This is a genomic window from Serratia sp. 2880STDY5682894 (assembly GCF_001537385.1).
GTDB classification, from domain to species: Bacteria; Pseudomonadota; Gammaproteobacteria; order Enterobacterales; family Enterobacteriaceae; genus Serratia; species Serratia nevei.
This window is the reverse complement of sequence record NZ_FCJA01000013.1, coordinates 72194-86667: the sequence shown is the minus strand read 5'-3', so window position 1 is coordinate 86667 and position 14474 is coordinate 72194. Positions and strand designations below refer to the sequence as shown.

Genomic DNA, 14474 nt, shown 5'->3' with positions numbered 1-14474 from the left:
GCCTCACAGCGAGCAGGACACGCAGCCCTGCACCTCGGTGCCTTCCAGCGCCATCTGGCGCAGGCGGATGTAGTAAATGGTCTTGATGCCTTTGCGCCAGGCGTAGATCTGCGCGCGGTTGATATCGCGGGTGGTGGCGGTATCGCGGAAGAACAGCGTCAGCGACAGCCCCTGATCGACGTGCTGCGTGGCGGCGGCGTAGGTATCGATGATCTTTTCCGGGCCAATCTCGTAGGCATCCTGGTAATACGCCAGGTTGTCGTTGGTCATGTAGGGCGCCGGGTAGTAAACGCGGCCGATCTTGCCTTCCTTGCGGATCTCGATGCGCGAGACGATCGGGTGGATGCTGGAGGTGGCGTTGTTGATGTACGAGATGGAACCGGTCGGCGGCACCGCCTGCAGGTTCTGATTGTACAGCCCGTGCAGCATCACCGACTGGCGCAGCGCGCGCCAGTCGTCGCGGCCCGGAATGGCGATGCCGGCGGCGGCGAACAGCTCGCGTACCCGCTCGGTTTGCGGCAGCCAGTCGCGTTCGGTGTACTTGTCGAAGTACTCGCCGCTGGCATAGCGGGAGTGTTCAAAACCGTCGAAGGCGCCGCCGCGCTCGATCGCCAGCCGGTTCGAGGCGCGAATGGCGTGATAGGCCACGGTATAGAAATAGAGGTTGGTGAAGTCGATGCCTTCTTCCGAGCCGTAGAAAATGCGCTCGCGCGCCAGGTAACCGTGCAGGTTCATCTGGCCCAGGCCGATGGCGCGGGCGCTGCGGTTGCCCTCGGCGATCGACGGCACCGAGCGGATATCGCTCATGTCGGCCACCGCGGTCAGCGCGCGGATCGCGGTCTCGATCGCCTTGCCGAAGTCCGGCGCGTCCATGGTTTTGGCGATGTTCAGCGAGCCGAGGTTGCAGGAGATGTCCTTGCCGATGCGATCGTAGCTCAGATCCTCGTGATACGTGCTGGCGCGGTTGACCTGCAGGATCTCCGAACACAGGTTGCTCATGTTGATGCGCCCGGCGATCGGGTTCTCCCGGTTGACGGTGTCCTCGAACATCACGTACGGGTAGCCGGATTCGAACTGGATCTCCGCCAGCACCTGGAAGAACTCGCGCGCGTTGATGCGCGACTTGCGGATGCGCTTGTCGTCCACCATCTCGCGATATTTCTCGCTGACGGCAATCTCCGAAAACGGCACGCCATACACCCGTTCGACGTCGTAGGGCGAAAACAGGTACATCTCTTCGTTGTTCTTCGCCAGCTCGAAGGTGATATCCGGGATCACCACCCCCAGCGACAGCGTTTTGATGCGGATCTTCTCGTCGGCGTTTTCCCGTTTGGTGTCGAGGAAACGCAGAATGTCCGGGTGGTGGGCATTGAGATACACCGCGCCGGCCCCCTGGCGCGCGCCGAGCTGGTTGGCGTAGGAGAAGGCGTCTTCGAGCATTTTCATGATCGGAATGACGCCGGAGGACTGGTTCTCGATGCGCTTGATTGGCGCGCCCACCTCGCGAATATTGCTCAGCAGGAAGGCCACGCCGCCGCCGCGTTTCGACAGCTGCAGCGCGGAGTTCACCGCCCGCCCGATCGATTCCATATTGTCTTCGATACGCAGCAGGAAGCAGGAGACCAGCTCGCCGCGCTGGCGTTTGCCGCAGTTGAGGAAGGTTGGGGTGGCCGGCTGGAAGCGGCCGGAAATCATCTCCTCCACCAGATCCTGCGCCAGCCCGGTGTCGCCCGCCGCCAGCGTCAGCGCCACCATGCATACCCGATCTTCGTAGCGCTCCAGATAGCGTTTGCCGTCGAAGGTTTTGAGCGTATAGCTGGTGTAATACTTAAAGGCGCCGAGGAAGGTCTCGAAGCGGAATTTTTTGGCGTAGGCCTGCTGGAACAGCTGCTTGATAAACGGGAATTCGTACTGCGCCAGCACCTGCGGCTCGTAGTAGCCTTCCTCCACCAGATAGCGCAGCTTTTCCTCCAGGTTATGGAAGAACACGGTGTTTTGGTTGACGTGCTGCAGGAAGTAGTGCCGTGCCGCCAGCCGATCTTTATCGAACTGGATCCGGCCTTCCGCATCGTAGAGATTGAGCATCGCGTTGAGCGAATGGTAATCCAGCGCGCCCGTCTCGGGCCTGGTCAGTTCTGTCGTTGCCAAAATGCGGTTACTCCCTGTCGAACGTTTTCAACGTCTTGCGCGGTGCCGAGCAGCTCGAAGCGGTACAAAAAAGGCACCTGGCATTTTTTGGCGATGATGTCGCCGGCGATGCCGTATGCTGCGCCGAAGTTGGTGTTCCCGGCGGCGATGACGCCGCGCAGGTATGAACGGTTTTGCGGAACGTTGAGAAAGCGGATGACCTGGATCGGCACCGCGCCGACGGCGCTGCCGCCGCCATAGCTGGGCACGATCAAGATATAGGGTTGTTCCATCAGCAATTTGCTGCGGGCTCCGGCGATCGGAATGCGGATCGCCGGCAGGCCCAGTTTCTCAACGAACCGATGGGTGTTCTCCGAGCTGCTGGAGAAATAGACCAGCGGATTCATCGGCGGGCCTCAGCAGGTGAGCGCCAGTGCGCCGATCTTGTCCGGCCGGAACCCGGACCAGTGATCGTCACCGGCGATAATCACCGGAACTTGCTGATAACCTAAGGATTTAACGTGGTTCAGCGCCTGCTGATCCTGGGTGAGATCGATCACCTGATAATCAATCCCCTGTTTATCAAATGCGCGATAGGTGGCGTTGCACTGGACACAGTCCGGCTTACTGTAAATAATAATGCTCATGATTCGCATTTACCTTTAGGCTGAAGGAAAGGCGGACAAGTCAGATAACGGAGCATCGTTCCTGGCGTTTCTGACGGCGTTATCAACCGAACGACACTCCCTGCGGCTGACCCATAAAATACTATATGTTGATATTTGTTTTATCAACCACGCTATATATGGTGTTTTGTCGGGTTGGAGGCGCAGGCCGCGCCGGGGCTGGAAAAGGCGAGGGAAAAAATTTTTGCGGGTGAGAAATTCCCCCTCTCAGTGAAGAGGGGGAATCGAGCGCATTACTGACGCATGCTGACGGCCAGCCGGTTGAAGGCGTTCATGATGCTGATGGCGAAGGTCAGATCGGCGATCTCGGTATCGCTGAAGTGCGCCTTCAGCGCCTCGAAAGCGCTGTCCGGTGCGCCGGTGGCGGCGATCAGCGTTACCGACTCGGCCCATTCCAGCGCGGCGCGTTCGCGCTCGCTGAACTCATGGCTGACGCGCCAGCCCGCCAGCGTATCCAGCTTGGTATGGCTGAAGCCGCTTTCGCGCAGCGCTTTGCCGTGCATATCCAGGCAGTAGGCGCAGCCGTTGATCTGCGAAACGCGCATAAACATCAACTCGATGGTCGCCTTGTCCAGGGCACCTTTCTCCAGCGCCATCAGCGCGCTTACCATATTTTTGTACGGGGCGGGCGCCAGCTCGGCATAGTTCAAACGTTGCTTAATCATGGTCAACCTCAATCGGTAGTAACGAAATCATGCCGCTACTTTAGCGGCCTTATGGTCTATGCTATAGGGCCATAAAATGATTATTTAACCAGGCCATGATGCCATCTTTCCTGACCTCGCTGCGGCTGGACAACCGGCTGGCGGAACCGCTGTACCGGCAGATTTACCTGCGGATTAAAGACGCCATCGCCCAGGGCAGCCTGGCGGCGGGCAGCCGATTACCCTCAGTGCGCGGGTTGGCGAGCGATCTGGGCGTGGCGCGCGCCACGGTGGAAAGCGCCTACGCGCAACTTATTGCCGAAGGTTTCTTGCAGAGCCGCGGGCAGGCGGGCACCTATGTCTCGCCGCAGCTGCCGCACGTGCCGCCGGGCGGGGTATCCGCTGCGCCGCCGCTGGCGGCGATGGCACCCGATCCGCTGCAGCCGCAGGGCATGCTGCAGCCTTTCCAACTGGGCGTGCCGGCGCTGGACGCGTTTCCCCGGGCGTTATGGCAGCGCATTGTCGCCCGCCAGCTGCGCGGTTCCACGGTGGCTTCCCTGGCGCTGCCGCCGGCCGGCGGCCTGCCTGAGCTGCGTGAGGCGATCGCCCATTATCTGCATTTGTCGCGCGGCATCAGCTGCAGGCCGGAGCAGGTTTTCCTCTGCGCCGGTTATCCGGCGCTGTTGGACTGGGTGGTGGAGACGCTGTTGCACGCCGGCGACGCGGTATGGATCGAAGATCCCGGCTATCCGGTCACGCGCCCGCTGCTGCGGGCCGCCGGCGTCAGGCCGATCGCCGTGCCGGTGGATGAACAAGGCATGGACGTGGCCGCCGGTATGCTGACGGCGCCTGAGGCGCGGCTGGCGGTGGTGACGCCAACCCATCAAAGCCCGCTCGGCGTCACGCTCAGCCTGGCGCGGCGCATGGCGCTGCTCGACTGGGCGCAGCAGCGCAGGGCCTGGATCCTGGAAGATGACTACGACAGCGAGTTTCGCTATCACGGGCGGCCATTGCCGCCGCTGAAAAGCCTCGATGTTCAGGGGAGGGTGCTGTACGCCGGCACCTTCAGCAAAACGCTGTTCCCGGCGCTGCGCATGGCTTACCTGGTGGTGCCCGCCGGCCTGACGGAGGCCTTTGCGCGCAGCAGCCGGCTACGTGGCTGCGGCTGCCCGCCGCTGCTGCAGGCCGGCGTGGCGAATTTTATCCGGCAAGGGCATTTCTACCGCCACCTGAAACGCATGCGGCCGCTGTACCGCCAGCGGCGTGAGTGGCTGACGCAGGCGCTGGAACGGCAGCTGGGGACGTGGCTGACGGCGGTGCCGCAACAGGGCGGCATTCAGCTGTTGGCCCGGCTGCGTGACGGGGTGGCGGATACGCCGTTGGCGGCGCAAGCCTGGCAACAGGGGTTGGCGGTGCAGGCGTTATCGGACTGGCGAATCGATCATCCGGCGGGGCAGGGGTTACTGCTGGGGTTCGCCAATTTCACTCGGCAAGAGGAGACGGAGCGGGCGGTGCAGGGGCTGGCGCAGCTGTTCAAACGCCTCAATTAAACGGCCCGCGATTTCCGCGGGCCAGACGCACATCTGTTTTATCTTTATGACTGCAGGGGTGTTAACGCCGGGCCAGCAGCACGCCGAGCACGATGCCGACGGCGGCACCGATCCCTACGCCCTGCCAAGGTTTGTCACGCACATAGCTGTCTGCTTGATCGACCGCGTCGCGCGCATGCTGTGTCAGACTGGTGGAGCCATTGAACCGCGCCCGGGCGTCGCGCAGCACGCCTTTCGCCTTACTGTGCAGCTCTTTCAGTTCCTCTTTGGTCTTGTCACCGGACTCGCGCAACACTTCATCCAGCGTATCGGCCAACAGAGTGACGTCCTGATCGATATCGCGTTCTGTTCTTTCCGCTTTCTTAAACATTCAGCTCTCCATTTCGACACATGTCTTTTAAGTGTAGACCATGCCGAGATTTGTGTGGCCGATCACGCAAAAAAACGACGATTTACCGGCGTTAGCAGCCGGCGGCGATAAAATCGCCGTTGGCGCTGACCGGGATCACCGAATTGAACAACACCAGCGCGAACAGGATCAGGATCACGCCGCCGAGCATCACGGCGATGCGCGACGCCTGTGCCAGATAGTAGCCCGTCAGGCCGGGTTGATGGGCTAGAAAACGCTCGCGCGCGTGGTGCACCAGCGTGGCGAGGATCATGATCGACAGCCCGGTGCCCAGCGCCATGCTCATGGCGGAGATCACCCCCCAGGTGAACATGCCGATGGCGTTGGCGAACACCAGAATCAGGATGGCGCCGCTGCATGGACGAATACCGATGGAGACGATCAGCCACAGCGCGTTGCGCCAGCCGCCGGTCAGTTCGGCTGCGCCGGGCTGATGCCGGTGGCCGCACTCGCACGCCGCGCTATGCGCGTGGTCCGCTGGGTGCAGCGCCTGAATGACCGGCGCGCGGCGCCGACGCCAGCGCCAGCCGCTGGCGCGCAGGATCACCATCAGGCCGAAGGCGGCGATGAAGACCGCGCTGCCTTTTTCCACCCAATAACGGCTGAGGCTGAGATCGCCCATCGACAGGTTGAGCGCCACCGCCAGCACCACCACGAACACAATGGCGACCACGCCTTGCATCAGGCTGCCCAGCAGGGTGATCGCCCGGCTGGCGTTCAGCCGTTCGCGGTGGGTGGCCAGATAAGTGGTGATGACGAACTTGCCGTGGCCGGGGCCGATGGAGTGCAGGAAGCCGTAAGCGAAACTGGCCAGCGTCAGCATTAGCCCGCCGCTGTATTGCTGGTTACGCTGCTGCAGCAGATAGAGCACCAGATAGCGGTGCATGTAAATCTGGAAGTTGATGCAATACTGCACAAACTCGGCCCAGTGCCGCACGAACAGGTAGAGCAGCGTCAGCAGCAGCAGACCGGCGAGGGCCAGACCGGCGTAGCGGCCCGGCGCGTGTTTCAGCGAGACGGTTTTCATAGCGTGAGCGAGCCTGTACGAGGGGCATCTTCCTTCAGCATATACCCGCCGATGCGGTTCACAAGCGCCGTTCACAAACGTTGTACATTTGGTTACTCGGCGAAACCAATCACTCACGGAAACGGCAGTTTGATTCCACTAGTATCTGTTTCAACGGCTCCACCGGAGCTTACCGAAACAACACTCTGAGGATTTAAAGATGAAAAAAGTATTAGCGCTGATCGTTGCTGCCACTATGGGTCTGTCTTCTGTTGCTTTCGCTGCTGATACTGCAGCTACTGCTCCGGCTACCACCACCGCGCCAGCTGCGACCACCACTACCGCTGCGCCAGCGGCTGCTGCTGAAAAAGCACCAGCTAAAGCAACGCACCACAAGAAAGCTAAGCACCACAAAAAAGCGCCAGCCCAGAAAGCTCAGGCCGCTAAAAAGCACCACAAAAAAGCGCCAGCTCAGAAAGCCCAGGCTGCTAAAAAACACCACAAAAAAGCGCCAGTGCAGAAAGCTCAGGCCGCTAAAAAACACCACAAAAAAGCCGGTAAAAAAGCTTAATTAAGTGATGTTTGCGGAACCGAAAGGTTCCGCACTCTCCAGCCCGTACTCCAGACACCCGGTTCTTCCGGGTGTCTTCTTTTGAGGCGACGAACGATGATCAATCGCTATCTGTTTGAAGTCATTTTCAGTGCGGTAACCCTGTGCGGGGTGATCGTCGGTTGGGAACTGTTTTTGGCCGGCAGCTTTTTGTAATTATTGCGCCGCGGCGGTTTCGTGCAAATGCCGCCAGCCGAGTACGTTGGGCTGACGTTCAAAGACCACCGTGGAATAGCGCAGCGTGGCGCTTTGCCCCGGCAGGCTCTGTTTTTCCCGGTAGCTGACTACTGCGCCCGTCGGCCATTCGGCCACCAGCTTCATCTCTTCTATCTCGATTTCCAATCCCGGTTTGGCGGCGCGATGCGCGCGGAAAAAGGCGCACAGCGCGGCAAAATCCAGCGGAGCGCCGCTCAGCGCGATCATGCTGAAATCCGGCGTAAAGCGCGCCAGCAGCGCCTGTTCTTCTCCAGCCCCTTTGCCCAGCCAGCGTTCAATGGCGATGTGGGCGTCGATCACTTCGGTAAAGTACGGGTTCATAAAGCATCCTGTTGAGCGTTGAGTTGGCGCACGATGGCGCGGTTGGCGAGGCGCAGGCACAGCAGCAGCGGGATAAATACGCTGGCGCCCGCCAGAATGAAGCAGGTGCGGTAGGCCGCCGCGGGCGGCAGCCCGGTCAGCAGCAAATTCAGCAGCAGGCTGAGCAGCGCCACGCCGAGGCAAAAACTGAGCTGGCGATTGATGTTCCACAGCGCGCTGGCGTCCGCCAGCTGAGCGTCGGGGATCTGCAGGAACGCGCTGCTCTGCGCGGTGCTGCTGCACAGGCTGCCGCCAAACCCCATCAGGGCGAAGGCGGCGATCTGCAATGCGTGCTGGCCGGCCAGATCGATCTGCGCCAGCGTCAGCATGCCGGCGCCTTGTAACAGGCAGCCGGCGATCAGCAGCGGCCGCGGGCCGAGGCGATTAAAGGTTTTGCCGGTCAGGGTGATGGCCAGGAACGACGCCAGCGCCCAGGGCAGCATCAGGCCGCCGACCTGGGCGGCGGGCATCCCCAGCTGGTTTTGCAGATACAGCATCGCCACCAGGCTGACGCCGATGAACAGGCCGGGAATGCACAAATAAACCGCCATGGCGTTGCGCAGCAGCGGATCGGCGACCAGCCGCAGGTTCAGCAGCGGCTGCGGGGTGCGCAGGCTATGGCGCAGATAATAGGCCAGCACCAGTAGGCCGGCGGCCAGCAGCGCCGCGCCGGAAGCCTGATGACCGGTCTCGCTCAGCCGGGTCAGGCCGAGCAGCAGCAGCGTCAACGCCGCGCAGGCACTCAGCAGCCCTTTGCCGTCGAGCGGTTTACGCACCGCCGTCGACGTTTCCGCGCGCAGCCACAGCGCCGCCAGCGCCAGGGCCAGGGCCGCCAGCGGCAGGTTGGCGAAAAACACCCAGCGCCAGTCCAGCCGATCGACGAGCCAGCCGCCCAGCGCCGGTGACAGCGCCGGCGCCAGCAGCCCCACCAACATGATGGCCGCCGACAGCCCGGCGCGTTCATGGCTGCGGTACAGCTGGTAGGTCAGCGTTTGGCCGATGGGGATCAGTAAGCCGCCGCCCATGCCCTGCAGGGTGCGCCAGCCGATCAGCGCGCCGATGCTGTCGGCATTGCCCGCACCGAGGGTGGCCAGCATGAACAGCGCCAGCGACAGCAGGAACACCCGCCGCCCGCCGATGCGCTGCGCCAGCCAGGCGCTGAGGGGGATCACCAGCGTCAGGCCGAGAATATAGCCGTTGCTGACCCACGCCAGTTGGCTGACCGACGCCCGCATCGCCTGGCCGATGGCGGGGTAGGCGACGTTGGCGATAAACATATTGATCAGATCGACGAAAAAGCCGAGCAGATAGACGATTGCCACTTTGCTGCGATAAGACATGGTGCCTCCGGTTGAAGGCGAGCAGTGTATCGGGGGGAAAAGTGCGGATAAATCGGCGGCGGGCGATTACACTGTCAAAATGATTTTGACAATAAGGGCGGCGAAATGCTGAATTTACAGCGCCTGGCGATCTTTGCGGCGGTGGTGGAAGCGGGCAGCTTTACCGCGGCAGCGGTGGCGCTGGGGCAAACCAAGGCGGTGGTGAGCTTTAACGTCAAACAGCTGGAGAACGAGCTGGGGGTGTCACTGCTGGCGCGCAGCACCCGGCGGCTGTCGCTGACCGACGCCGGCGAACGTTTTTACCAGCGCAGCCTGCAGCTGCTGCAGGAGGCGGAAAACGTGCTGGACGACGTGCGTCGCGATCATCACGGCCTGAGCGGCGTGCTGCGCATCACCAGCACGCCGGAGTATGGCGCGCAGGTGGTGGTGCCGGCGCTGGCGGCATTTTCGCGGCAGAATCCGCGGCTGCGCATCCAGCATGTCTCTTCTTCTTATCATGCCGATCTGATCTCGGAGCGCTTTGACGTGGCGATCCGCCTGGGCCAGCTGGCGGACTCCAGCCACCGCGCGGCGCTGATCGACAGCTTCGCCATTTTTCCGGTGGCGTCGCCGGGTTATCTGGCCGACCGACCGATTCATTCGCTGACGGATCTGGCGCAGGCGCAGTGGATCGCCCACAGCCGGCTCAGTTCACCGCTCAGCTGGCAGGTGGCCACGCCGCAGCGCGAAGCGGTGCTGTTCAAGGTCGCGGACGCTGCCACGCTCACCGGCGACAGCGCCGCGGCATTGCTGGCGTTCGCCCTGCATGGCGCCGGGGTGGCGCTGCTGCCGGCGTGGCTGGCGCAGCCCGAAATCGACGCCGGCCGGCTGCAGCGGTTGCTGCCGGATCACCGTTTCCCCGAGCAGAGCATCTATGCGCTCTACCCGAACACCCGCCATGTGCCGGAAAAGGTACGGGCGTTTATCGATTTTCTGCGCGCGCGGGTGGCGGCAAAATCGTTAGCGAAATAATAATTCGTTATAACTCTCTCATTTATCATCAGATCCCATCGGGGTATGCTGGCAATCTCTGTCTACCCCGTCCGATGCGAGCCACCTTCGATGACCGCAGAAAATAATCTCCAGCTGAACCGACGCATTCTGTCCGTGGTGATGTTCACCTTCGTCTGCTACCTGACCATCGGCCTGCCGCTGGCGGTGCTGCCGGGATTTGTGCATGAGCATCTGGGCTACAACTCGGTGCTGGCGGGCCTTATCATCAGCGCGCAGTACTTCGCCACGCTGTTCAGCCGCCCGCACGCCGGGCGCTATGCCGATCAGCTGGGGCCGAAGAAGGTGGTGCTGTTTGGCCTGGCGTGCTGCGGCGCCAGCGGCCTGTTTTACGCGCTGGCGTTCGGCGTTGACGGTTACCCGTGGCTCAGCCTGCTGTTGCTGTGCGTGGGGCGGGTGTTTCTCGGCGTCGGCGAAAGCTTCGCCAGCACCGGTTCCACGCTGTGGGGTATCGGCCGGGTTGGAGCGATGCACACCGCGCGGGTGATTTCCTGGAACGGCGTTGCCACCTACGGGGCGATGGCGGCCGGGGCGCCGCTCGGCGTGTACCTGAATCAGCAGTGGGGATTGGCCGGGGTGTCGGCGCTGATCGTGCTGGCGGTCGCGGTGGCGCTGCTGTTGGCGAGCGGCAAGCCGGACGTCTCGATCGCCGCCGGGCAGCGCATCGCCTTTCGCGCGGTGTTCGGTCGTATTTGGGCCTATGGCCTCGGGCTGGCGATGGGCACCGTCGGCTTCGGCGTGATCGCCACGTTCATCACGCTTTACTATGCCGACAAAGGTTGGAGCGGCGCGGCGTTTTCGCTGACGCTGTTCAGCTGCGCCTTCGTCGGCATCCGCCTGATCTTCAGCAACGTCATCAACCGCCACGGCGGTCTGAAGGTGACGCTGGCGTCGTTTCTGGTCGAGATCGTCGGGCTGCTGTTGATCTGGCTGGCCGGTGAGCCCTGGATGGTGCAAACCGGCGCGTTGCTGGCCGGCGCCGGTTTCTCGCTGGTGTTCCCGGCGCTGGGCGTCGAGGCGGTGAAACAGGTGCCGCCGCAGAATCAGGGCACGGCGCTCGGCACCTATTCGGCGTTCCTCGACCTGGCGCTGGGCATCACCGGCCCGCTGGCCGGGCTGCTGATTGGGCAAGCGGGCGTGCCGTCGATCTATCTGGCGGCGGCGCTGCTGGTGGCGCTCGGGGTGTTGCTCACTCTGCGCCTGCTGCAGCGCAGCCGGAGCTGATTCAGGAATAGTCCGAAACCCGGATTCCTCCCCAGAAAATCATTGTTTCGGTGAATGATTACGGTAAGGTCGCTCAGCGGTCCAGAATGAGAGGAGGAATCGATGTATTTACGGCCGGATGAAGTGGCTAAAGTGTTGGAGAATACCGGCTTTGAGCGTGATTATGTCACCGATCAGGCCTATGGCTACCGCAAGGGTGCACACTACGTGTATGTGAATCGCGAAGCGCGGATGGGCAGAACCGCGTTGGTGATCCACCCGGCGTTGAAAGAGAGAAGCGTGCATTTCGCCACGCCAACCTCCCCGGTGCGCACCAGCGAGCAGTATCTGGAGTTTCCCCTGGATTTAAGCGGCGACGCCCCGAACCTGCGTTACGGCATCGCACACGGCTTCAGCTCGCGCGAAGCGCTGTCGCGCTACCTCTTCAGCATGTTCCTGTAATCGGTCCCCCGCTTCGGGGGACGCGATCAGCCGTGGGCCAACGCTTCGCGGTTGAAACGCTCGTTGTAGGCGCGACGGAACTGCGCCAGTTCAAACGCATCGATATCCAGTTCGGCGAAGTAAAACAGCGCCGCTTCGGTGTGCTCGGCGTGCAGCTCCGGCGATAGCCCGGCGCGCAGCAGCACGTCGCGCCACAGGGCAATCTGTTCGTCGTCCGCCTGTTTGATGAACGTCAGGTAGATGAACAGCAGATAAGCCGCCTGGTGCATCTCTTCGGTGTAGCCGTTGTTCAGCATGCGAATAAAGGTCTGGCTTTGGCGGCCGCCCATTTCCTGGATCATCGATTCGATCAGCATTGGTTTGACCCTCAGCAGATGGGCCAGCGAATCGATGGCTTTGCGGGTGTCGGACGTCAGGATGCGGTAACCGATAATGAATACGACGATCAGGGCGGCGAGGATGATCCAGGTCATTTAGGCTTTATTACACTCTCAATACGCCAGAAGAGGGGCGGGAGGCGCTGTGCGACAGCGCCCGCTATCAATGCTGTTCGCCGCTGAAATTACCGACCGCGCTCTGTTGGCGCAGGTGGTGATTGAAGGTGGCCGCGTCTTTGGCCAGCGCGTCCAGATGGGCGCCGAGCATTTTGATCTGCTTCACCAGCGCATGCTGTTCCGGCACCGAACTGGCGGTGCTCAGCTTGCGCGCCAGTTGTTCATTCTGCGCCCGCAGCGCGGCTTCGCGCTGTTTGGCCTCTTCCAGCAGTTGCTGCAGCGCCTGGTAGCTCTGCTGCCATTCGCGGTGTTGCCGTTCGAAGCTGCTCTGCAACTCATTCATCGCATTTTGAAACTGGATTTCCAGCTCGCGCATTGTCATGGGCTCGATCCTTTGCGGCACTCAATGATGGCTTAGCAGTATAGCGAAAACTGTTCGCAAGCTCACCCGTTGACGACAAATGAGACAAATGCTGCTGACAATTCCCGGCTTGCAACCGTGGCAAGGCGTCTTACAATCGACCCCATTCCCGGCCGTAAAGGCTGCCGTTCAAGAGAGGTGGAAGATGAGCGAGCAGGAAAAAGACTTTTTTGAACAGGCGATGGCGGACGTGGTGCCGCTGGCGAGCGGACGGCAGACGCTGTACCTCAAGCCGCAGGAGGCGATGGACAAAAGCGCGCGGCGCGAAGCGCAGCGGCTGATGCAGGAAAACTTCCTCAGCACCGATTTTCTCGAGGTGATCCCCTGCGAACAGCCGCTGGAGTTCAAAGGGGAAGGCATTCAACAGGGCGTGCTGGACAAGCTGCGCAACGGGCGTTATCCGCCGCAGGCGTCGCTGAACCTGCTGCGTCAGTCGGTCGAAGCCAGCCGGCAGGCGCTGTTTCGCTTTATCGTGCAGGCGGAGGCGCAAAACCTGCGTTCGCTGCTGATCGTGCACGGCCGCGGGCGGCAGAACGAAAGCCATCCGAATATCGTGCGCAGTTACGTCGCCAAATGGCTGGCGCAGTTTGAACAGGTTCAGGCGTTTTGCCGTGCCTTACCGCGCGACGGCGGCGAGGGCGCCTGCTATGTCACGCTGCGTAAATCGGCGCAGGCCAAGGCGGAAAACTTTGAGCGCCACGCCAAGCGCAGCCGTTGAAGGGATAGCCGAAATAAAATGGCCGGCGATATTCGCCGGCCATCGATGAATTATTTATTAAATATTTTATAGTCCAGCGAATAACGGCCGGCGCCGGTTACCGCCAGCAACAGCAAGCCGCCAATGATGCTGATGTTTTTAAAGAAGTTGATTTCATTGCCCATCATTTCCATGCCGGTCATTTTCCAGAACGGATGGCCGATAAACGCGGTGCCCAACACATACAGGGCGAAAATGACCGCGATAGGGCGAGTAAACAGACCGAGAATAAGCGCGATGCCGAAAATAAACTCCACCACTACGGCAACGATCGCCGCTAAATAAGGCATCGGCGTGCCGTAGCCTTCCATCGCCGTGACGGTCGCACCGAAGTTGACCAGTTTCATCCAGCCGAAAATGATAAACAGAACCATCAGTAATATGCGGGACAGCAGAATTACGCCGTCTTTTGAGCTATCACCCATTTCGAACTCCTTAGCCACTGTCGGAATGATGTTGTCTTACTGAATAAAGATTAGAACAATTTACGTTTTTTTCTAGCGGCGGCGGGCGGTTGCGCCACTTTTTTCGGTGAGCGAGACGCGTGGTGAAGCCGGCGGCATTGCCTATACTTGAGCCTGGAGCAAAAACAATAAAACAGGCAATGTGAGGCCAAAATGGACGAGGAATTGACCGCCGCCGGTTACCGCCGTTATTCCGGCGACAAGATTGACGTTTATTTTAACAGCGCGATATGCCGCCATTCTGCCAACTGCGTGCGTGGCAACGCGGCTATTTTTACCCTGAACCGCCGCCCGTGGATTATGCCGGACAATGCCGACGCGGCGGAGGTGAAACGCGTTATCGACACCTGCCCCAGCGGCGCACTTAAATATAGGGAGAAATAATATGGAACATAAAATACTGGCAGACGACAAGCGTTTTTATATCAATGACGAGCAGGGCAAGCTGATCGCCGAGATCTCTTTCGTGCCGAGCGGCGACAAGCTGACCATTATTGATCACACCTGGGTGGATGAGTCATTGAAGGGGCAGGGCGTCGGCAAAAAGCTGGTGGCGCTGGTGGTGGAGAAGATGCGCGCGGAGCAGCGTAAAATCATTCCGCTATGCCCGTTCGCCAAGCATGAGTTTGATACCACGCCGGCCTATCAGGACATTCGCGCCTGAGGCGATAACGG

At 61.0% G+C, this 14474-nt stretch carries 19 protein-coding genes; 8 read left to right on the top strand and 11 right to left on the bottom strand.

Going from position 1 to position 14474, the window contains the following annotated elements; all coding sequences use genetic code 11:
• Nucleotides 1-3: 3 nt before the first annotated feature.
• From nrdE to AWX27_RS22480, 4 genes are all read right to left on the bottom strand, one after another.
• Complete coding sequence (gene nrdE, locus AWX27_RS22495) at nucleotides 4-2148, bottom strand: class 1b ribonucleoside-diphosphate reductase subunit alpha (protein WP_072265494.1); 2145 nt, start codon at nucleotides 2146-2148, stop codon at nucleotides 4-6.
• A complete protein-coding gene (gene nrdI, locus AWX27_RS22490) occupies nucleotides 2130-2534 on the bottom strand; it encodes a class Ib ribonucleoside-diphosphate reductase assembly flavoprotein NrdI (protein ID WP_015378865.1) in 405 nt (134 codons plus the stop codon). The genes nrdE and nrdI overlap by 19 nt, the downstream gene beginning before the upstream one ends.
• Before the next feature lie 9 nt (nucleotides 2535-2543).
• Nucleotides 2544-2774 (bottom strand): glutaredoxin-like protein NrdH, encoded by a 231-nt coding sequence (gene nrdH, locus AWX27_RS22485; RefSeq protein WP_004928934.1) that lies wholly within the window; start codon nucleotides 2772-2774, stop codon nucleotides 2544-2546.
• A gap of 272 nt (nucleotides 2775-3046) precedes the next feature.
• Complete coding sequence (locus tag AWX27_RS22480) at nucleotides 3047-3478, bottom strand: carboxymuconolactone decarboxylase family protein (protein WP_060425086.1); 432 nt, start codon at nucleotides 3476-3478, stop codon at nucleotides 3047-3049.
• Between the two features lie 95 nt (nucleotides 3479-3573).
• Between AWX27_RS22480 and AWX27_RS22475 the strand changes: the two genes are divergently transcribed.
• Nucleotides 3574-5007, top strand: coding sequence for a MocR-like pyridoxine biosynthesis transcription factor PdxR (locus tag AWX27_RS22475; protein WP_060425084.1), 1434 nt, complete (start codon nucleotides 3574-3576; stop codon nucleotides 5005-5007).
• 61 nt (nucleotides 5008-5068) lie between these two features.
• On the opposite strand, the gene AWX27_RS22470 is transcribed toward AWX27_RS22475, so the two are convergent.
• On the bottom strand, nucleotides 5069-5377 hold the full coding sequence (locus AWX27_RS22470) for an ElaB/YgaM/YqjD family protein (protein ID WP_004928950.1): 309 nt from the start codon (nucleotides 5375-5377) through the stop codon (nucleotides 5069-5071).
• 91 nt (nucleotides 5378-5468) lie between these two features.
• Entirely contained in the window at nucleotides 5469-6443 is a 975-nt protein-coding gene (locus AWX27_RS22465) for a nickel/cobalt transporter (RefSeq protein ID WP_060425082.1), read from the bottom strand.
• 199 nt (nucleotides 6444-6642) lie between these two features.
• Between AWX27_RS22465 and asr the strand changes: the two genes are divergently transcribed.
• Nucleotides 6643-6993: an acid resistance repetitive basic protein Asr gene (asr, locus tag AWX27_RS22460; RefSeq protein WP_004928953.1), complete on the top strand. Its 351-nt coding sequence runs from the start codon at nucleotides 6643-6645 to the stop codon at nucleotides 6991-6993.
• A gap of 195 nt (nucleotides 6994-7188) precedes the next feature.
• Here the strand turns inward: asr and AWX27_RS22455 are convergent, their stop codons facing one another.
• Both AWX27_RS22455 and AWX27_RS22450 read right to left on the bottom strand, forming a co-directional pair.
• Entirely contained in the window at nucleotides 7189-7569 is a 381-nt protein-coding gene (locus AWX27_RS22455; RefSeq protein WP_049200826.1) for a DUF4440 domain-containing protein, read from the bottom strand.
• Entirely contained in the window at nucleotides 7566-8948 is a 1383-nt protein-coding gene (locus AWX27_RS22450) for an MFS transporter (RefSeq protein WP_060425079.1), read from the bottom strand. Before AWX27_RS22450 ends, AWX27_RS22455 begins: the two co-directional genes overlap by 4 nt.
• A gap of 105 nt (nucleotides 8949-9053) precedes the next feature.
• Between AWX27_RS22450 and AWX27_RS22445 the strand changes: the two genes are divergently transcribed.
• The 3 genes from AWX27_RS22445 (at nucleotide 9054) to AWX27_RS22435 (ending at nucleotide 11663) form a co-directional block, all read left to right on the top strand.
• Entirely contained in the window at nucleotides 9054-9959 is a 906-nt protein-coding gene (locus AWX27_RS22445) for a LysR family transcriptional regulator (protein ID WP_060425077.1), read from the top strand.
• 90 nt (nucleotides 9960-10049) lie between these two features.
• Nucleotides 10050-11222, top strand: a complete 1173-nt coding sequence (locus tag AWX27_RS22440; protein WP_072265493.1) for an MFS transporter — start codon at nucleotides 10050-10052, stop codon at nucleotides 11220-11222.
• A 102-nt stretch (nucleotides 11223-11324) separates the two neighbouring features.
• Nucleotides 11325-11663, top strand: a complete 339-nt coding sequence (locus tag AWX27_RS22435; RefSeq protein ID WP_038872785.1) for a DUF2002 family protein — start codon at nucleotides 11325-11327, stop codon at nucleotides 11661-11663.
• A gap of 26 nt (nucleotides 11664-11689) precedes the next feature.
• Here the strand turns inward: AWX27_RS22435 and AWX27_RS22430 are convergent, their stop codons facing one another.
• Together AWX27_RS22430 and AWX27_RS22425 are read right to left on the bottom strand one after the other, a co-directional pair.
• Complete coding sequence (locus AWX27_RS22430) at nucleotides 11690-12136, bottom strand: DUF1198 family protein (protein WP_025303978.1); 447 nt, start codon at nucleotides 12134-12136, stop codon at nucleotides 11690-11692.
• Nucleotides 12137-12203: 67 nt separating this feature from the next.
• Complete coding sequence (locus AWX27_RS22425; protein ID WP_004928976.1) at nucleotides 12204-12539, bottom strand: MbeD/MobD family mobilization/exclusion family protein; 336 nt, start codon at nucleotides 12537-12539, stop codon at nucleotides 12204-12206.
• Nucleotides 12540-12723: 184 nt separating this feature from the next.
• Between AWX27_RS22425 and smrA the strand changes: the two genes are divergently transcribed.
• Entirely contained in the window at nucleotides 12724-13296 is a 573-nt protein-coding gene (gene smrA / locus AWX27_RS22420) for a DNA endonuclease SmrA (protein ID WP_060425072.1), read from the top strand.
• A 50-nt stretch (nucleotides 13297-13346) separates the two neighbouring features.
• On the opposite strand, the gene AWX27_RS22415 is transcribed toward smrA, so the two are convergent.
• Nucleotides 13347-13760, bottom strand: a complete 414-nt coding sequence (locus tag AWX27_RS22415; protein WP_016929826.1) for a DoxX family protein — start codon at nucleotides 13758-13760, stop codon at nucleotides 13347-13349.
• Between the two features lie 192 nt (nucleotides 13761-13952).
• Here AWX27_RS22415 and AWX27_RS22410 point away from each other — a divergent pair, with 192 nt between their 5' ends.
• A complete protein-coding gene (locus AWX27_RS22410) occupies nucleotides 13953-14183 on the top strand; it encodes a (4Fe-4S)-binding protein (protein WP_016929825.1) in 231 nt (76 codons plus the stop codon).
• 1 nt (nucleotide 14184) lies between these two features.
• Nucleotides 14185-14463 (top strand): GNAT family N-acetyltransferase, encoded by a 279-nt coding sequence (locus AWX27_RS22405; protein ID WP_047730014.1) that lies wholly within the window; start codon nucleotides 14185-14187, stop codon nucleotides 14461-14463.
• Nucleotides 14464-14474 lie beyond the last annotated feature (11 nt).